The 15296-nt window shown below is 73.4% G+C and carries 14 protein-coding genes; 11 read left to right on the top strand and 3 right to left on the bottom strand.

All coding sequences use genetic code 11. The features are described from left to right. The first annotated feature begins 22 nt into the window (after positions 1-22). From ACTHM3_RS07085 to ACTHM3_RS07055, 7 genes are all read left to right on the top strand, one after another. Positions 23-1306, top strand: a complete 1284-nt coding sequence (locus tag ACTHM3_RS07085; protein WP_440405403.1) for an ABC transporter substrate-binding protein — start codon at positions 23-25, stop codon at positions 1304-1306. A gap of 67 nt (positions 1307-1373) precedes the next feature. Continuing rightward, a complete protein-coding gene (locus ACTHM3_RS07080; RefSeq protein WP_440405402.1) occupies positions 1374-2537 on the top strand; it encodes an ADP-ribosylglycohydrolase family protein in 1164 nt (387 codons plus the stop codon). Beyond that, entirely contained in the window at positions 2534-3871 is a 1338-nt protein-coding gene (locus ACTHM3_RS07075; protein ID WP_440405401.1) for an ADP-ribosylglycohydrolase family protein, read from the top strand. Before ACTHM3_RS07080 ends, ACTHM3_RS07075 begins: the two co-directional genes overlap by 4 nt. A 29-nt stretch (positions 3872-3900) precedes the next feature. Next, positions 3901-4899: an ADP-ribosylglycohydrolase family protein gene (locus ACTHM3_RS07070; RefSeq protein WP_440405400.1), complete on the top strand. Its 999-nt coding sequence runs from the start codon at positions 3901-3903 to the stop codon at positions 4897-4899. Next, positions 4896-5900, top strand: coding sequence for an ADP-ribosylglycohydrolase family protein (locus ACTHM3_RS07065; RefSeq protein WP_440405399.1), 1005 nt, complete (start codon positions 4896-4898; stop codon positions 5898-5900). Before ACTHM3_RS07070 ends, ACTHM3_RS07065 begins: the two co-directional genes overlap by 4 nt. 2 nt (positions 5901-5902) lie before the next feature. Further along, positions 5903-7108 (top strand): CaiB/BaiF CoA transferase family protein, encoded by a 1206-nt coding sequence (locus ACTHM3_RS07060; protein WP_440405473.1) that lies wholly within the window; start codon positions 5903-5905, stop codon positions 7106-7108. Next, the gene (locus tag ACTHM3_RS07055) at positions 7105-7980 is read left to right on the top strand and encodes an HpcH/HpaI aldolase/citrate lyase family protein (protein ID WP_440405398.1); all 876 of its coding nucleotides are present in this window, start codon (positions 7105-7107) and stop codon (positions 7978-7980) included. The genes ACTHM3_RS07060 and ACTHM3_RS07055 overlap by 4 nt, the downstream gene beginning before the upstream one ends. 127 nt (positions 7981-8107) lie before the next feature. Here the strand turns inward: ACTHM3_RS07055 and ACTHM3_RS07050 are convergent, their stop codons facing one another. Beyond that, on the bottom strand, positions 8108-8689 hold the full coding sequence (locus ACTHM3_RS07050) for a GNAT family N-acetyltransferase (protein ID WP_440405397.1): 582 nt from the start codon (positions 8687-8689) through the stop codon (positions 8108-8110). Beyond that, on the bottom strand, positions 8670-9161 hold the full coding sequence (locus ACTHM3_RS07045) for a DUF2076 family protein (RefSeq protein WP_440405396.1): 492 nt from the start codon (positions 9159-9161) through the stop codon (positions 8670-8672). Before ACTHM3_RS07045 ends, ACTHM3_RS07050 begins: the two co-directional genes overlap by 20 nt. 216 nt (positions 9162-9377) lie before the next feature. Between ACTHM3_RS07045 and ACTHM3_RS07040 the strand changes: the two genes are divergently transcribed. The 4 genes from ACTHM3_RS07040 to ACTHM3_RS07025 are packed head-to-tail and all read left to right on the top strand — an operon-like array spanning position 9378 to position 14305. Next, positions 9378-10106 (top strand): hypothetical protein, encoded by a 729-nt coding sequence (locus ACTHM3_RS07040; protein WP_440405395.1) that lies wholly within the window; start codon positions 9378-9380, stop codon positions 10104-10106. Continuing rightward, positions 10103-12514 carry a bifunctional lysylphosphatidylglycerol flippase/synthetase MprF gene (locus ACTHM3_RS07035; RefSeq protein WP_440405394.1) on the top strand — a complete coding sequence of 804 codons (2412 nt, stop codon included), beginning with the start codon at positions 10103-10105 and terminating at the stop codon, positions 12512-12514. Before ACTHM3_RS07040 ends, ACTHM3_RS07035 begins: the two co-directional genes overlap by 4 nt. A gap of 28 nt (positions 12515-12542) precedes the next feature. After that, positions 12543-13211, top strand: a complete 669-nt coding sequence (locus ACTHM3_RS07030; RefSeq protein WP_440405393.1) for a response regulator — start codon at positions 12543-12545, stop codon at positions 13209-13211. 11 nt (positions 13212-13222) lie between these two features. Further along, a complete protein-coding gene (locus ACTHM3_RS07025; protein ID WP_440405392.1) occupies positions 13223-14305 on the top strand; it encodes a sensor histidine kinase in 1083 nt (360 codons plus the stop codon). A 205-nt stretch (positions 14306-14510) separates the two neighbouring features. Here ACTHM3_RS07025 and ACTHM3_RS07020 read toward each other — a convergent pair whose 3' ends face one another. Continuing rightward, positions 14511-15290, bottom strand: a complete 780-nt coding sequence (locus ACTHM3_RS07020; RefSeq protein WP_440405391.1) for a carbohydrate ABC transporter permease — start codon at positions 15288-15290, stop codon at positions 14511-14513. Between the last annotated feature and the right edge of the window lie 6 nt (positions 15291-15296).

Below are 15296 nucleotides of genomic sequence, written 5' to 3'. Positions count from 1 at the left end.
AACCCAACAGATAGGAAGTGACATGAAAGCCCGTGGCTCTCTCGCGTTCGGCATCGCCGCCGTCGCGCTCGTCGCACTGAGCGGCTGCTCCGGCGGCTCGAACAGCACCGGCGGAGGCTCCGCGACGTCCGGCTCGATCACGTACGAGTACTTCAACAACCAGCCGGCGGCCATCGCCCAGACGAAGAAGCTCGTGGCCGACTTCGAGAAGAAGTACCCCAAGATCAAGGTGACCCTCGAGGTGGCGCCCGCCGACAGCCTCGAGCAGAAGCTGCAGACCCAGTACGCCGGGGGCGTCGCTCCCGACGTCGTGCAGAACGACGCCCCGGGCGACACCCTGCAGTTCTCGGCCTACCTCGCCGACCTCGGCAAGCTCCTCCCGAAGTCGACGGTCGCCGACATCCCGGCGAGCGTGCGTGCCGGTCTCGAGAAGGACGGCAAGCTGCTCGCCGTCCCCACCGAGCAGCAGAGCTACGTCGTGTTCGCGAACAAGGATCTGCTGGACGCCGCGGGCGTGCAGATCCCGACCGGAGACACCATGACGTGGGATCAGTTCGAGAACATCGCGAAGAAGACCACCACCGGTGGCGTGAAGGGTCTCGTCTGGGGCCTCAAGTCGCCCACGTCGAACTTCGCGAGCTTCGGCCTCGGCTTCGGCGCGAAGTTCTTCACGAGCTCGGACGAGACGAAGGCCAAGGCCGACATCGGCTCGGCGGAGCTCGCGGTCCCGTCGCGCGTCAAGAAGATGATCGACGCCGGATACGTCGACCAGACCGGGGTCACCCAGTCCACGTCGGACGCCCTTCCCACCTTCTACGGCGGCAAGGCGGCGATGACGGTGGCGGGTTCCTACCAGATCGCGAACATCGCGGCCGACGCGCCGGCGGGGTTCAACTGGATCGTGCTGCCGGCCCTCGAGGGCTCGAAGGGCGCGCAGCAGATGTCGGCTCCGATCACGCTCTCGATCACCAAGAAGTCCAAGAACCAGGCCGCCGCGGCGACGTTCGTGAACTTCTACCAGTCGGCGAGCAACCTCGCGGCGATCAACATCGCGGACGGGGAGATCCCGGCGACGACCTCGGCCCTCGCGGAGGCGTCGAAGCTGACCGCCGGCAAGAACGGCTGGGCGCAGGTGCTCGCCTCGGGCAAGCACCTCGTGAACCCGACCTGGAACACGTTCACGAAGTACGAGACGTGGAAGTCGACCGTGGCGACCCCGGCGTACCAGAAGTACCTCGGCGGACAGATCGACGAGAAGGGCCTCGCGTCCGCTCTCGAGACCGGTTGGCAGACCGTCAACGGCTGATCCCGACGGCGGCCCGGATCGACGCCGAGCCGCCGTCCCCGACGACCATCAAGGAGAGCAAGCACACGTGAGCAGCTGGATCGAGGATCGCGCCCTCGCGGTCGTCACGGGATCGGCGGTCGGCGACGCCCTCGGCGGCGCGACCGAGGGATTCACCCCGGAGGCCATCGAGGAGCGGTACGGCGGTCGGGTCGAGGGCATCGTCCCGCCCTTCTTCGCGGACTGGCAGACACATCGCCCCATCAGCCCGTACCACAAGGGCGACGGGCACATCACCGACGACACCCTCATGACCCAGGCGCTCATCGAGGTGTACGCCGAGCGCCGTGAGCACCTCGATGCGTTCGCCATGGCCGACGGCCTCGTGCCGCGACTGATCGGCGACGTGCGGTGGATCCCGGAGCTCGAGCGGGAGACGGTCCTGCTCAACAGGATCTTCCTCGCTGAGAAGTGGATGGTCACCCGTCTGCAGTACGGCCACATCGATCCCCGCGAGGCGGGCGTGGGCAACGTGGTCAACTGCGGCGCCGCGATGTACTTGGCTCCCGTCGGCGTGGTCAACGCGGGCGACGCCACCGGGGCGTATCGCGAGGCGATCGATCTGGCCGGCGCGCATCAGTCCAGTTACGGGCGCGAAGCGGCCGGCGCCTTCGCGGCCGCCGTCGCCGCCGCGCTGGCACCCGGGGCCGATCCGCTCGGCGTCGCGGACGCGGTGCTCTCGGTCAGCCATGACGGCACCCGCGCCGCGGTCGCCGCGGTGGTCGAGGCGGCGACGACGGTCGGCGACGCATCCGACCGAGAGATCGGAGCCCGCCTGCGCGACGCGATCCGGCCCTTCGACACGGTCGGCGAGCGCTATCGCGAGCCGGCGGCGGACGCCCGGATCCCCTCGCGGACCAAGTCCATCGAGGAGTTCCCGGTCGCGTTGGGCATGGTGATCGCTCACGGCGGCGACTACCGGCGGGCCGTGCTCGGCGCGGTCAACTACGGCAGGGACTCCGACTCGATCGCCAGCATGGCCGGCGCGATCATCGGCGCGATGCACGGCTCCCACGTCGTGCCCGCGGAGTGGGTCGAGGAGATCGGGGCCGCCAGCCGCGTGGACTTCGGGGTGCACGCCGGTCTGCTCGCGCAGGCCGCGAGCGACATCCTCGAGCGCGACCGGGTGCGGGCGCTCGCCGCGGTCGACCGCATCGGCGCCCTCGCGGACCCGGAGCGACTCGCCTCGTGAGACTCAGCTGGTCGCAACCGGAGGACCTCGTCGTCCTCGAGATCCGGCAATCCGGCGAGGAGGGCAAGGACGTCGCGTGGGCGGCGGCCGAGTGGGAGCGCGCGGGTGGCGACCTGACGGTGCTGCGCAACGGAGCCAGCGCAGAGGCAGCGAGCCCCGAGCTGCGCCTCCTCGCGGGCGAGCTGCTCGACCGGCTCGACGCGACCCCGGCGCCTCCCGCTCCCGACGAGCCGGACGAGCTCGGCGCCATCCTCGCCGATGCCCCCGACGGGGGCGCCGTCCGTCTCGACCGTGATCGCGCCCTCGGGGCCTGGCTCGGCCGGGCGGCAGGGTGCCTGCTCGGGAAGCCGGTGGAGAAGATCCCGCCGGAGGGCATCCGCGCGATCCTGGAGTCGACGGGCCGCTGGCCGCTGCGCGACTACTTCACCGCAGAGGGCCTCGACGCCGAGGTCGCCGGACGGTGGCCCTGGAACCGCGCGTCCGGCCCGACCTCCCTCGCCGAGAACATCGACGGGATGCCCGAGGACGATGACCTCAACTATGCGATCCTCGCGCTGCAGGCGGTGGAATCGCACGGAGCCGAGCTGACGACCGACGACGTCGCGCTCTCCTGGCTCGCCTCGCTCCCTGCCGGACGGGTCTTCACGGCCGAGCGCGCCGCCTACCGCAACCTGCTCGAGGGCGTCGACCCCGAGCGGGCGGCGCGACGCTGGAACCCGTTCCGCGAATGGATCGGGGCGCTCATCCGCACCGACGTCTACGGGTGGACCGCTCCCGGCGATCCGGCGGCGGCGGCCCGCATCGCCTACGCCGACGCGCGGCTCAGCCACACCCGCAACGGCGTCTACGGCGCCATGTGGGTCGCGGGCATGTCGGCGGTCGCGGTCGTATCGGGCGACTACGACGAGGTCGCCGGAGCCGGGGTGGCCGTCATCCCTCCCCGCAGCCGGCTCGCCGACGCGATCCGATTCGGCGACGAGCTCGGCCGATCCGACCTCGACCTCGACGCATCGCTCGCGGCGCTGTGGGAACGCTTCGCCGGCATGCACTGGGTGCACGTGCTCAACAACGCGGCGACCATCGCCTGGGCGCTCCGACGCGGCGGAGCGCGCTTCGACGACGCCGTCCCGCTGGCCGTGATGGCCGGCTGGGACACCGACTCGGTCGGCGCAACCGTCGGGGCGATCTGCGGGGCGCTCGCAGGCGCCTCGGCGATCCCCGACCGCTGGACCGCTCCGCTCCACGACCGGATCGCGACGAGCCTGCCCGGCCGGGACGGGGTCGCGATCAGCGCCCTCGCCGCCCGGACCGTCGCGGCCGCATCCCGCTCCTGACACCACGTCCCCGGGAGGACACCGACCCCATGACCGACCACACCACGCCGCCCAGTCGCCGTGCCCGCGCGCGGGGCGCGATGGCGGGCCTCGCCATCGGCGACGCCATCGGGCGCCCCGTCGAAGGGCTCTCCGCGGCCGAGATCCAGGCGCGCTACGGACGCGTGACCGGGTACCTCGCCGACACGCCGGCCGGCAGCGACGACACCGAATACGCCCTGTTGACGGCGAAGACCGTCCTGCGGGCGGGGACGAGCGCGACCCGCGACGACTTCGCCGCCGCCTGGATCGAGGACGTCCTGCCGCAGCGCGATGGCTTCGCGGGCGGAGGGTTCAGCGAGATGGCCGCGATCGACAACCTGCGGCGCGGCGTGCGCCCCCCGCTGTCGGGCGATCACATCCACGGGTGGAGCGACGGGCTGGCGATGCGCGTCGCGCCTCTCGGGATCGTCGCCGACGGCGACGTCGTGCTCGCGGCCCGGCTCGCCGTCGAGGACGGCGTGGTGAGCCACAGCGGCGAGGGCATCCACAGCGGCGTCGCGGTCGCGGTGGCCGTGACTGCGGCGATGGCGGGAGCCGACGCGGAGTCCGCGTTCGCCGCCGCGCTGGCGGCGATCCCGGCCGACTCCTGGACCGCGCGGAACCTCGTCGACGGTCGCGAGCTGGTGCACGCCCACGACGACCCCGACGCCCTCGCCATCGCGCTGCACGATCGCCTGGCGATCGTCGACTACTACTGGGCCGACATCGCACCGGAGGCCGCGGCGTTGGCTCTGTGCGCCGTCATCGCGGGCCGGGGGCGATTCGCCGACAGCACGCTGTTCGCCGTGAACCTCGGCCGGGATGCCGACACCATCGCCGCCATGGCGGGATGCATCGCGGGGGCGATCGACGGTGTCGACGCGATCCCGCAGGACTGGCTCGACGGCCTGCGCCCGGTCGAGGGGTCATGCATCCGGTCGATGGCCGGCATCCATCCGCTCGACACGGCGGACCAGCTCGTCGATCTCGTGGAGGGCACCCGATGACCACCGACCGCCTTCGTCTCGTCGCCCGCGGACTCCTCTGCGGCGAAGCGATCGCCTGGCCCGACGCCGGGTACCGGATCCGCTTGACGACCCCCAAGCGCCTCGCCCGCATGGAGACGCTCGCCGCGTTCGCGCGGGAGCACGGCACCACCACCCCCGCCGTCCCGTACGCGCACTCGTCGCCGATCGACCTGCTGCAGCCGGGCGCCGGGGAGGCGATCGAGTGGTTCGCCTTCACGGCCCGAGCTTTGCGGCGCGTCGCCGAGGAAGCCGGGCTGGAAGCCATCGACGACGAGTGGATCGCCGTCGCCGATCACGCGGGGCCGGCGCGGATCGGCACCCGCATCCCGATCGAGAACCTGCGTCGAGGTCTCCGGGCGCCGCAGTCGGGCAACGACAATCCGCACTACTTCGACGACATGCCGATGGTCCGCGCGGCCGCCGCAGCCGCGACCCTCTCCGACGAGACGGCCGTGCGCGAGGCCGCCCGTCGCGATGCCGAGCACACCGGTGCGCGTGACGGCGTCTGGTGCGCCGAGGCGACGGCGGTGCTGATCTCCCGACTGCTCGGCGGTGAGGGGTCGGAGCGCGCCATCGACGGAGCGCTCGCCGTGCTGCCGCCCGAGACATGGTCGCGACGCCTCGCGGAGTCGGCCCTCGCATCCGTGCAGGGCGCGACAGGCGCCCTCGACCGGGCCGTCCGGCTCTCGGCCTCGATCGGCGACGTGATCTACAGCTACGGCACGGTCGCGCCCGAGACGCTCGCGCTCCTGCTCGGTCACCTCGCGCAGGCGCGCGCCGCCGACGAGCTCCTGCTCGGAGCGCTGGCCCACCCTCGCAGTGCCGCCACCCTGCCGGCGCTGGCGGGAGCGGCCGCCGCCGCGCTCCACGGCGAGAGGTGGATGCCGGCCGGGATCACCCTGCGTGCGCGGGTCACCGGGATCAGCGTTCCGGCGCTGGCCGACGTGCCCCTCGACGAGGCGCTGGCCCTCGCGCGGTGACGATGGACGACCAGGCGATCGACCCCGGCCCGCTCGCGGACCTGCGCGTGCTCGACGTCGCCACCCTGTTCGCGGCACCGGGCGCAGCGACGATCCTCGGCGACTTCGGCGCCGACGTGATCAAGGTGGAGCATCCGTTGCGCCCCGACGGATCGCGGGGACACGGCGCCAGCAAGGACGGCGTCGGCCTCTGGTGGAAGTCCCTCGGGCGCAACAAGCGCACCATGACGCTCGACCTCTCCACCCCGCGCGGTCGCGACCTCATGCTGCGGATGGCCGCGGAGGCGGACGTCGTCGTCGAGAACTTCCGCCCCGGCACCCTGGAGCGCTGGGGACTCTCCTACGCCGAGCTCAGCGCGCAGAACCCGGGCCTCGTCCTCGTGCGGGTGACCGGGTTCGGGCAGAACGGGCCGATGGCGCACCGGCCCGCGTTCGGCACGCTGGCGGAGGCGATGAGCGGCTTCGCCAGCTCGACCGGCCAGCCCGACGGGCCGCCGACGCTGCCGCCTCTCGCGCTCGCCGACAACATCAGCGGGATCGCGGCCGCCCTCGCGACGATGATGGCCGTCCACAGCCGCTCGCGCACGGGCCGCGGACAGGTCGTCGACCTCGCGATCGTCGAACCGATCCTCGCCATGCTCGGCTCGCAGATCACGGTGTTCGACCAGCTCGGCATCGTGCCCCGCCGCACCGGCAACCGCTCCGAGAACAACGCCCCCCGCAACACCTACCTCACCCGCGACGGCCGGTGGGTGGCCGTCTCCTCGAGCGCGACGCCGGTCGCGGAGCGGATCATGCGTCTGGTCGGGAGAGAGGATCTGGTCGCTCTCCCCTGGTTCGCCTCTGGGCGGGAGCGTGCCGCGCACGCGGACGAGATCGACTCCGCAGTCGCGGGGTGGATCTCAACCCGCGACCTGGACGAGGTGCTCGCTCGGTTCGAGGAGGCCGAAGCCGCGATCGCCCCCGTCTACGACATCGCCCAGGTGATGGCCGACCCGCAGTACCGCGCGCTCGGCACGATCGCCGAGGTGCCGGATCCGGACCTCGGGAGGGTCAGGATGCAGAACGTCCTGTTCCGGATGTCGCAGACGCCCGGCCGGATCCGCTTCGCCGGGCGCGGTCACGGCGCCGACACCCTCGAGATCCTGAGGGAACTGGGATGCTCGGACGAGGAGATCGAGGAGCTGCGCCGGGAGGGGGTCGTATGAGCATCCACGAGGTCGTCGCCTGGCTCTACGCGCCGGCCTCACGGCCGGAGCTCTTCCCGAAGGCGCATGCCGCGGCCGACGGGGTCGTGGTCGACCTCGAGGATGCCGTCGTCCCCTCCGAGCGCGACCGCGCGCGATCCTCGCTCGCGTCGCTCGTCGAGCTGACCGGTAAGCCGGTGGTGGTGCGGGTCAACCGCCCGGGGTCGATGGACCTGGAGCGGGATCTGGCGGCCGTGGGGCCGCTCGTCCACGCCGGAGCCGTCCACGGGATCCGAGTGCCGAAGGTCGATGCCGCCGAGGATCTCGACGCGATCGGCGATGCCGTCGCGGGATGGCCGGTCGAGCGTCCGATCATCGCGCAGCTGGAGAGCGCCCGGGCGGTGGCCGATGCACTGCGGATCGCCGGGCACCCGACGGTGGGCGCGATCATGCTCGGCGAGGCCGATCTGCGGGCCGACCTTGGGCTTCCGCGCGGCGCCGGCGACGCCGGACTCGGGCTCGCCCGCCAGACGGTCGTGATGGCGGCGCGTGCGCAGGGACGTCCCGCCCCGGTCGGGTCCGCCTTCACCGACACCGCCGATGCCGACGGCCTCGCGACCAGCAGCCGCGACCTGCGCGAGCTCGGCTTCGTGGGGCGCAGCTGCATCCACCCCCGACAGGTGCCGGTCGTGCGGGCGGCCTTCCAGCCGGCCCCGAGTGAGGTCGCCTGGGCGCGGGACGTGCTGCGCACCGGGCACGCCGCGAGAGCGCACGGATCGGCCGCCGCGGTGGCCGAGGACGGCACGTTCGTCGACCCGGCCATCGAGCGCGAGGCCCGCGAGATCCTCCGGCGCATCTCGGCGCCGGGCTCGGGCTCGCTGGACACGCGCTGAGCCGCGTACCAGTGGATCGGCGCGGGGCCGCCTTCCGCTGCGCGCGAAGCGCGATCGGCTCACCGGTGCTCGCGGGAAGCCCGTCCCAGCTAAGGGCGACGGCCACAGTGCTTGCGACAGCAATGCCCTACGGGCTGACTCCCCCCTCCCGCGCGCCGACGCCGCCCGCCCGCGGCATCACCTTCACGAGCCGGAACATGAGGTCGGGTCCCTCCGCGCCGGCGTCCGGGTGATGGTCCTCCGGGTGGCCCGGGTGGAAGAACTCGACGATCGCGAAGCGGCAGCGGTTGACGTAGAAGTGGAGGTTGCGCTGGTCGAAGTACGGCGTGACCGTCTCCCAGATCGCGGTGCCGTCGTAGCGCGCCTCGATCGCCGACCAGGCGGCGGCGCCGATCCCGGCGCCGTGCCGCCCGGCGTCGACGAAGAGGAAGTCGAGCTCGCTGATGCCCGTGCGTCGGTCGGCCGTGACGACAGCGCCGCCGACCCGCTCGTCGCCGAGCACGATCTGGAGCGCGTCCGCGCCGGGCGCGTCGAGCGCCTCCGCGATCTCGTCGTCCGACGGGACCGGCTCGGAATCCTCGGGGAGGCCCGCGTCGGTCATCCCCGCGGCGAACGCCGTCTGCAGGCGCTCCGCGAACGCGAGGCGATCGGCGGGCTCGAGCGGCTCGAGGCGAACCCGGTCCGTCGACTCATCCCCAATCGGTGTCATCGTCCCAGCCCTCCTCGGGGTCCTCGTCGTAGGAGCCGGCGAGACCACCGTGCTCGGAGCCCGGTCCGCCTCGGAACAGGCTCGAGATCCCCTGCGCCACGAGCAGGCCGCCCGCGGCTCCCGCGGCGCCCGCGGCCGCCGTCTTCAAGAAGCTCGAGCCGCCGCCCGCAGCCGCGGCACCGCCGTCGGACCCCGGGAGTCGACCGAAGAGTCCCCGGGGCTGCGCGGGGGACGCCGCCGGCGCCGCGGCGGCGGGGAACGCCGGCTGGCCCGATCCGGCGGGTGCAGCGGCCTGCGCCTGGAGCGCCTGCTTCTGCACGAGGACCGTCTGCACCAGGAAGTAGAGCGCGTCGGGCTGGCTGCCGATCAGCTGCGTGATCAGCTGAGCCGCCTCCGGGTCCTTCGCGACGGGCGACGCATCCCGCACGGCCTGGGCGAGCTCCGAGATGAGCGTGATGTCGGTGGGCTGCATGATCTCCTCCGTCGTCGTCCGTCCCGCGGTGGGACGGCGTGAGGGTTCCATGGTCGACGGCGGCCGCTCGCGTGGACATCCGCCGGACGGCTGGTTCCGGAGCCGTTCGGCGGGGTCGCGGCGGCGCGAGCCGACCGCGAAGATCAGCCGGAAGGGGGATGCGTCCCCGCCATCGGCGGGATGTGCGGGTCCCGAGGGTCAAGGGATCCTCGAGGTATGCCACAGGAACGCGTCGTCCCGCTCCCGGACGCAGCCAGGATCGTCGTCGATGCGACGGCCGGGCGCGTCGTCGACGCCTGGCAGGTGACCTCCGCGATCCGTCGGGCGGTCGTCGCCTGCGACCCCGGCAGGCTGCCCGCCTCCTCGGGCGCACTACTGATGGACTTCCGCGCCCCGGACGGTCGGCAGATGTCCGGCGTCGCGCGCGTCCGCCGGCGCACGAGCCGGTCGGCGGAGGTGGTGCTCGACTACGCGGACCCCGTCCCCGCGCGCGTCCCCTTCTCCTCCGGGCGGCCGTCCCGGAGGATGAGCCTCCTCGCCGTCGCGACCGTCGAGCCCCTTCCGCCGGTGCCTGGGCGGCACGTGCTGATCGCGGAGGAGTCGACCCTCCCGCTCCTCGCCGCGCGAGCCCGCACCGCGGCGCCGGGTGCCGAGGCGGTCTCGTTCGTCCGCAGCGTGTGGTCCGACACCGGGGACTATCTCGACGCCGACGGCGTGCCGCTCGACGCGACGTGGTGCCCCGTCCGGCCGAACGGCAGCGAGATGCACCGGATCGCGGAGCAGATCGCCGCGCTCGACGGCCCGGTGCAGATCTGGGCCGCCGCCGACCCCGAGCGGGTCCGCGAGCTGCACCGGTCCCTGATGGATCTGGGCATCTGGATCGACGATCTCGCCCGGTCCGGGGCGGACGACCCCGCCGGCGCGCCCCGCGGGCGGGTCGCGTGAGCGCCGCGGTCGCCGCGGGGGTCTCGCTGCCGCATCGACTCTCGGGGGCGATCCGACGGCGCCCGGTCGCCGTCCTCATCGTCGGGGCGATGATCGGGCTCGGCGCGGCTCGGCTCGTCGTGCCGGGAGCCGGGCACGCGTGGAGGATCACCGCGGCCGGCCTGGTCGACGGCTCGGCGTGGTCGCGTCTCCTCCTCGCCCCGTTCACCGCCGCCCCCCTCGGCGGATGGATCGTGGCGGTGGTCGCCGCGGCGGTGGCTCTCGCGTTCGCGGAGCCGCGACTCGGCTCGCGCCGCACGGCTCTCGTCTGGGCGGTCGGCGGCGTCGTGGGCGCCCTGGTCGGTCTCGTGAGCGCCCTCGTCGGGGCGATGCTGCAGGCCGATGGAGCGCTCGAGGTCCGATCCGAGGCGTTCGCGGACGTGACCCCGGCCCTGCTCGCCGTGGTCGTCGCCGTCGGGATGCGGGACCGCTCCGGCCGGATGTCGTGGGTCCCGGCGGCCGCTGCGATCGTGGTCGGGGCCGTGCTGCTGTACTCGGGCGACCCGCGCGACATCGGTCGTCTGGCCGGGGTCGCGGTCGGCGTGATCGCGGGCATGGCCGCGGGCGGCCGGTTCGCGCGGTCACCGCGCCCGAGCGGGCGGCATGCCCTCGCGCGCCGCGTGCTCGCGCTCGCGACCGTCGGCGTGGCCGTCGGCCCTCTCATCGTGTTCTTCGGCCCACGGCACCCGGGCGTGCTGTCCCTCCTCGGCGGTGCCCTCGTCGCGCAGCCGACGTGGACCGCCGGCACCCTCGCCTCGGGACTGGGCGTGCTGAACGTGGCGGTGATGGTCCTCATGCTCGTGGCGGCCCACGGGCTCCTCGTGGGCACCCGCGCCGGGGCCCTGCTGGCGATCGCAGTGCATGTCGTCGTCGGATCCGTCGGCGTCGGGGGCTACATCGTGCCCGCGATCGCCGAGCACTGGTTCGCGTGGCGCAGCCTCGGGGACGTCGAGTTCGACGGCGCCCTGCTCGCGGTCGCGGTCGTCCCGCTGGGACTCGCCGCGGTCATCGCCCTGCGGCTGCGCGACTTCGAGGTCCGTGCGGCGCCGGGGATCGGGATCCGGTCGTTCGCCGCGATCGGAGGCGCGATCGTCGTCTCCGTGTCCGCGTACGCCCTCATCGCGGCGGCGGCCGGCGCGCAGCCCGACGAGATCCTGGCGGGCGTCAACTCCCGGTTCCTGCCTCCCGGCGTCCTGAACGTGCTCGGCCTCGAGCCCGTCACGCTCGACGCGACCGTCCGCGTCGTCGGTCGCTGGTGCGGCCTGGCCCTCTGGGCGGCGGTCGTCGTGGTCGCTCATCGGGCCGTGCTCTCGGTGGTGCCGGCGGGCGAGGACGCGGCCGCCGCCGCCGGGATGCGGTCCCGGCTCCGGCTCTACGGCGGAGGGACCCTCGGGCACATGGCCACATGGCCGGGGTGGCGCATCTGGCTGGACGACGCGGGCGCCACCGCCATCGCGTACCGCACGGTCGGTCGGGTCGCCCTCGCGCTGGGCCAGCCGGTCGGTCCGGCCGCCGACGAGGCGGGGGCGATCGCGCGGTTCTCGCGCTGGTGCGAGGACCGCGGGTGGAGCCCTGCCTTCTACAGCGCTCCGAGTCGTCTGCAGCCGGTCTTCGACGAGCTCCGCTGGCGGACCGTGTCCGTCGGCAGTGAGGCGACCGTGCGGCTGCCCGGCTTCTCGCTGAGCGGCAAGCGCAAGCAGAACGTCCGCACGGCCGTGAACCGCGCCGAGCGCGAGGGCATCGAGGCCCGGTGGCTGGCGCCCTCCGAGCTGTCGCCGCACCTCTGGGCCGAGGTGCGCCGGGTCTCGGAGGCCTGGACGGCGTCGCGCGCCCTGCCCGAGATGGGATTCACGCTCGGCGGCGTCGACCAGCTGCACGACCCGGAGGTCCGGCTCATGCTGGCCGTCGACTCGGACGAGCGGGTGCACGCGGTGACGAGCTGGCTGCCGATCTGGGAGGGGAACGCCCTCGTCGGCTACACCCTCGACGTCATGCGACGCGGCGGGGAGGCGATGCCGGGGGTGATCGAGTTCCTCATCGCGCAGACGGCGTTCCGCGCTCGGGACGCGGGACTGGACCGCATCAGCCTCTCGGTCTCGCCCCTCGAGTCATCGGTCACGACCCGGCGCGTCGACCGCTGGATCTCGCGGCTCGGCCGGCTGGTGGAGCCGCTCTACGGTTTCCGGTCGCTCGCGGCGTTCAAGGGACGTTTCGACCCGGTCTACGAGCCCGTGCTGCTGGCCTTCCCGGGGGAGGGCGCGATGCCCGTGACCATGACGGCGGTCGTGCGCAGCTACCTGCCCGACGTCTCGATCGGCGCGGCGCTGTGGGCGTCGCGGGGCGTGCTCCGGCAGCTGGCCCGCGCGTGAGGAGCGCACACGGCGTTACGGTGAGCCGATGGTGCTGAACCCCGCCGCGGTCCGGGTCGCGATCGTCGACGACGAGGCCCTCGTGCGGTCCGGGTTCAGTCTCATCCTCGACGCCGCGGAGGGGATCGACGTCGTCGGGACCAGCGACGGCATCGGGGCCCTCGCGCTGATCGCCGAGACGCAGCCGGACGTCGTGCTCCTCGACATCCGCATGCCCGGCGTGGACGGTCTGGCGGTGCTCCGCCAGGCGCGCCGGGCGCCGGCTCCGCCGGCCTTCCTCATGCTCACGACCTTCGACGCGGACGAGTACGTCATGACCGCGCTCGACGAAGGCGCCTCCGGCTTCCTCCTCAAGGACACCGACCCCGACCAGCTGCACGCGATGGTCCGGGCGGTCGCGGGAGGAGGGATCGTGCTGTCGCCGCTCGTCAGCGGCCGGTTGGTCGAGCGTCGGCGCGAGGTGACCGAGGCGGCGCCGGACCTGTCGGCCCTGACGCCGCGGGAGCGCGACGTGCTCGCGGCGGTGGGAGAGGGCCTCACGAACGCCGAGATCGCGCGGGCCCTGCACCTGAGTCCCGCGACCGTCAAGGACCACGTCAGCGCGGTGCTGTTGAAGCTCGGCGTCTCGGGCCGGGTGCAGGCCGCCCTCATCGCCCAGCGGGCGGCCGGAGCCCGAGCGCGACCGGACCGACCGTGATGCGCCCGTGGATGCTGCCCATGCTGGTCGACGTGGTCTTCATGGCGGCGGCCGCTGTGGAGCTGGCCCTCGGGGATCTCTCCGATCCGGTCCTCGCCATGGTGCTCGGGATCGCCGCCATCGCCGCGGTCCCGTTGCGGCACCGGGTGCCCTGGGTCGCGCTCGTCTTCACCCTCCCGGCGGTCACGGACCCCGGCGTCCTGACCCCGGCCCTCCTCGCCCTGTTCACCGTCGCTCAGGGGACCGTGCGACGGCGGTGGGTGCTCGCGCTCCCGTCGGCCGCCGTCATCGTGCTGTGGTTGGCGCCCTGGGATTACACGCTCCGGCTCCCGTTGGTCTACGGCGCCATCTACTCGATCATGTTCGGGATCACCCCCGTCGCGCTCGGGCAGCTCGTCCAGGCCCGGCGCTCGCTCGCGTCGCGGCTCGACGAGCTGATCCGGCTCCGCGAATCCGAGCGGAACGCCGTTGTCGAGCAGACGCGTGCCGAGGAACGCGCCCGCCTGGCGCGCGAGATGCACGACGTCGTCTCCCACCAGGTGAGCCTCATCGCGGTGCAGGCCGGGGCGCTGCAGGTTTCGGCGCCCGATGCGACCACGCGGAACGCCGCGGTCACGCTGCGCGACCTCGCGCGTCGGACCCTCGACGAGCTCCGTCAGATGCTGGACGTGCTGCGCGTCGCAGCTCCCGCCGCCGGCCAGATCGCGCCGCAGCCCGACCTGTCGCAGCTGCCGCAGCTCGTGCACGACAGCGGTGTCGACGCCCGCCTGACGACGGACCTCCCCGTGGATCTGCCCGTGCCGGTCCAGCGCGCCCTGTTCCGCGTCGTGCAGGAGGGGCTCACCAACATCCGCAAGCACGCCCCCGGCGCCTCCGCCGAGATCGCGATGTCGACGGCGGAGGGGATCCTCACGCTGCGTCTGCGGAATGGGCCGCCGACGCAGTCCGCGGGGCGCATCCCGGGAAGCGGTCACGGGTTCATCGGCATCCGGGAGCGGGCCGAGCTGCTCGGGGGCACCTTCCACGGCGCGGCCACCTCGGACGGCGGATTCGAGCTCACCGTGCTGCTTCCGCTACGCGATCGCGTGGGCTGACCCGGCCGGGTCAGCGCCCGACGGCGGTGCGGGCTCGACGCAGCAGTGCGACACCGACCACGAGTTCCGGGAGGAGCACCACGACCGCGACTGACGGCTCGACCGCGCGAGCGCGAAGCCCGCAGCGGCGCGATGAGGACCGCGACGATCGCCGCGGCCCGACGCGACGCGCGCCGGCGGCCGGTTCTCCGGATCATGTCTCGGATCAGCTTCGCGCGCGGACCCGCGGTCCCGTCCCCGCGACCAGACCGCGCCCTCGCGTGGCCACCACCAGAACCATCGCGAGCACCACAGGAGGCACCATCATCACCGTCGCGAGCGCCGTCGAGCCCGACCCCGCGATGGCGACGCCGAGCGTCAGCACCTCGTCGGAGCGCAGGAATGTGACGGCGACCATGTACTCGTTCCACGCCTGCAGGAACACGAAGATCGCCACCGGCACGAGTCCCGGCGCCGCCGCGCGGAGGACGATCCGCGCGAATCCCGCGGCGACCCTGCAGCCGTCGATCCAGGCGGCCTCCTCGAGCTCGATCGGCACCTCGTCGATCACGGCGGCCGACATCCAGGCCGCGACGGCGACCGTCGACCCCACGTAGACGATCTCGATGCCGGCGAGCGAGTCCGCCAGCCCCGCGCCCGCGATGAGGATGAAGAGCGGCACCACGACCACCACGATCGGCAGGGACTGGGCGCCGAAGAGCAGCAGCGCGTAGCCGGAGACCCATCGGCCGCGCGCGCGGGAGACCACGTAGCCGGCCGGCGCGCCGATCGCGAGGGAGGCCGCCGTCGTCGCGAGCGCGACCGTCAGCGAGTTGCCGAGCCACGTCGTCCCGGGGCCGTCGAGCGCAGTGCCGACCGCGGACGGCGTGGTGCGCCCGACGACGGCGGCGACGGGGATCAGGACGACGGCCGTGAGCACGACCAGGAGGAGCGTCCGCGCTCCGCGTCCCACCGCATCGCGGGCGCGGAACCGGCGTCGGGCCATGCGACG

The sequence above is a fragment of the Pseudolysinimonas sp. genome (assembly GCF_051954455.1).
In the GTDB taxonomy this organism is placed as follows: Bacteria; Actinomycetota; Actinomycetes; order Actinomycetales; family Microbacteriaceae; genus Pseudolysinimonas.
Note: the sequence above shows the minus strand (reverse complement) of the source record. Positions and strands in the feature narration are given on the sequence as shown.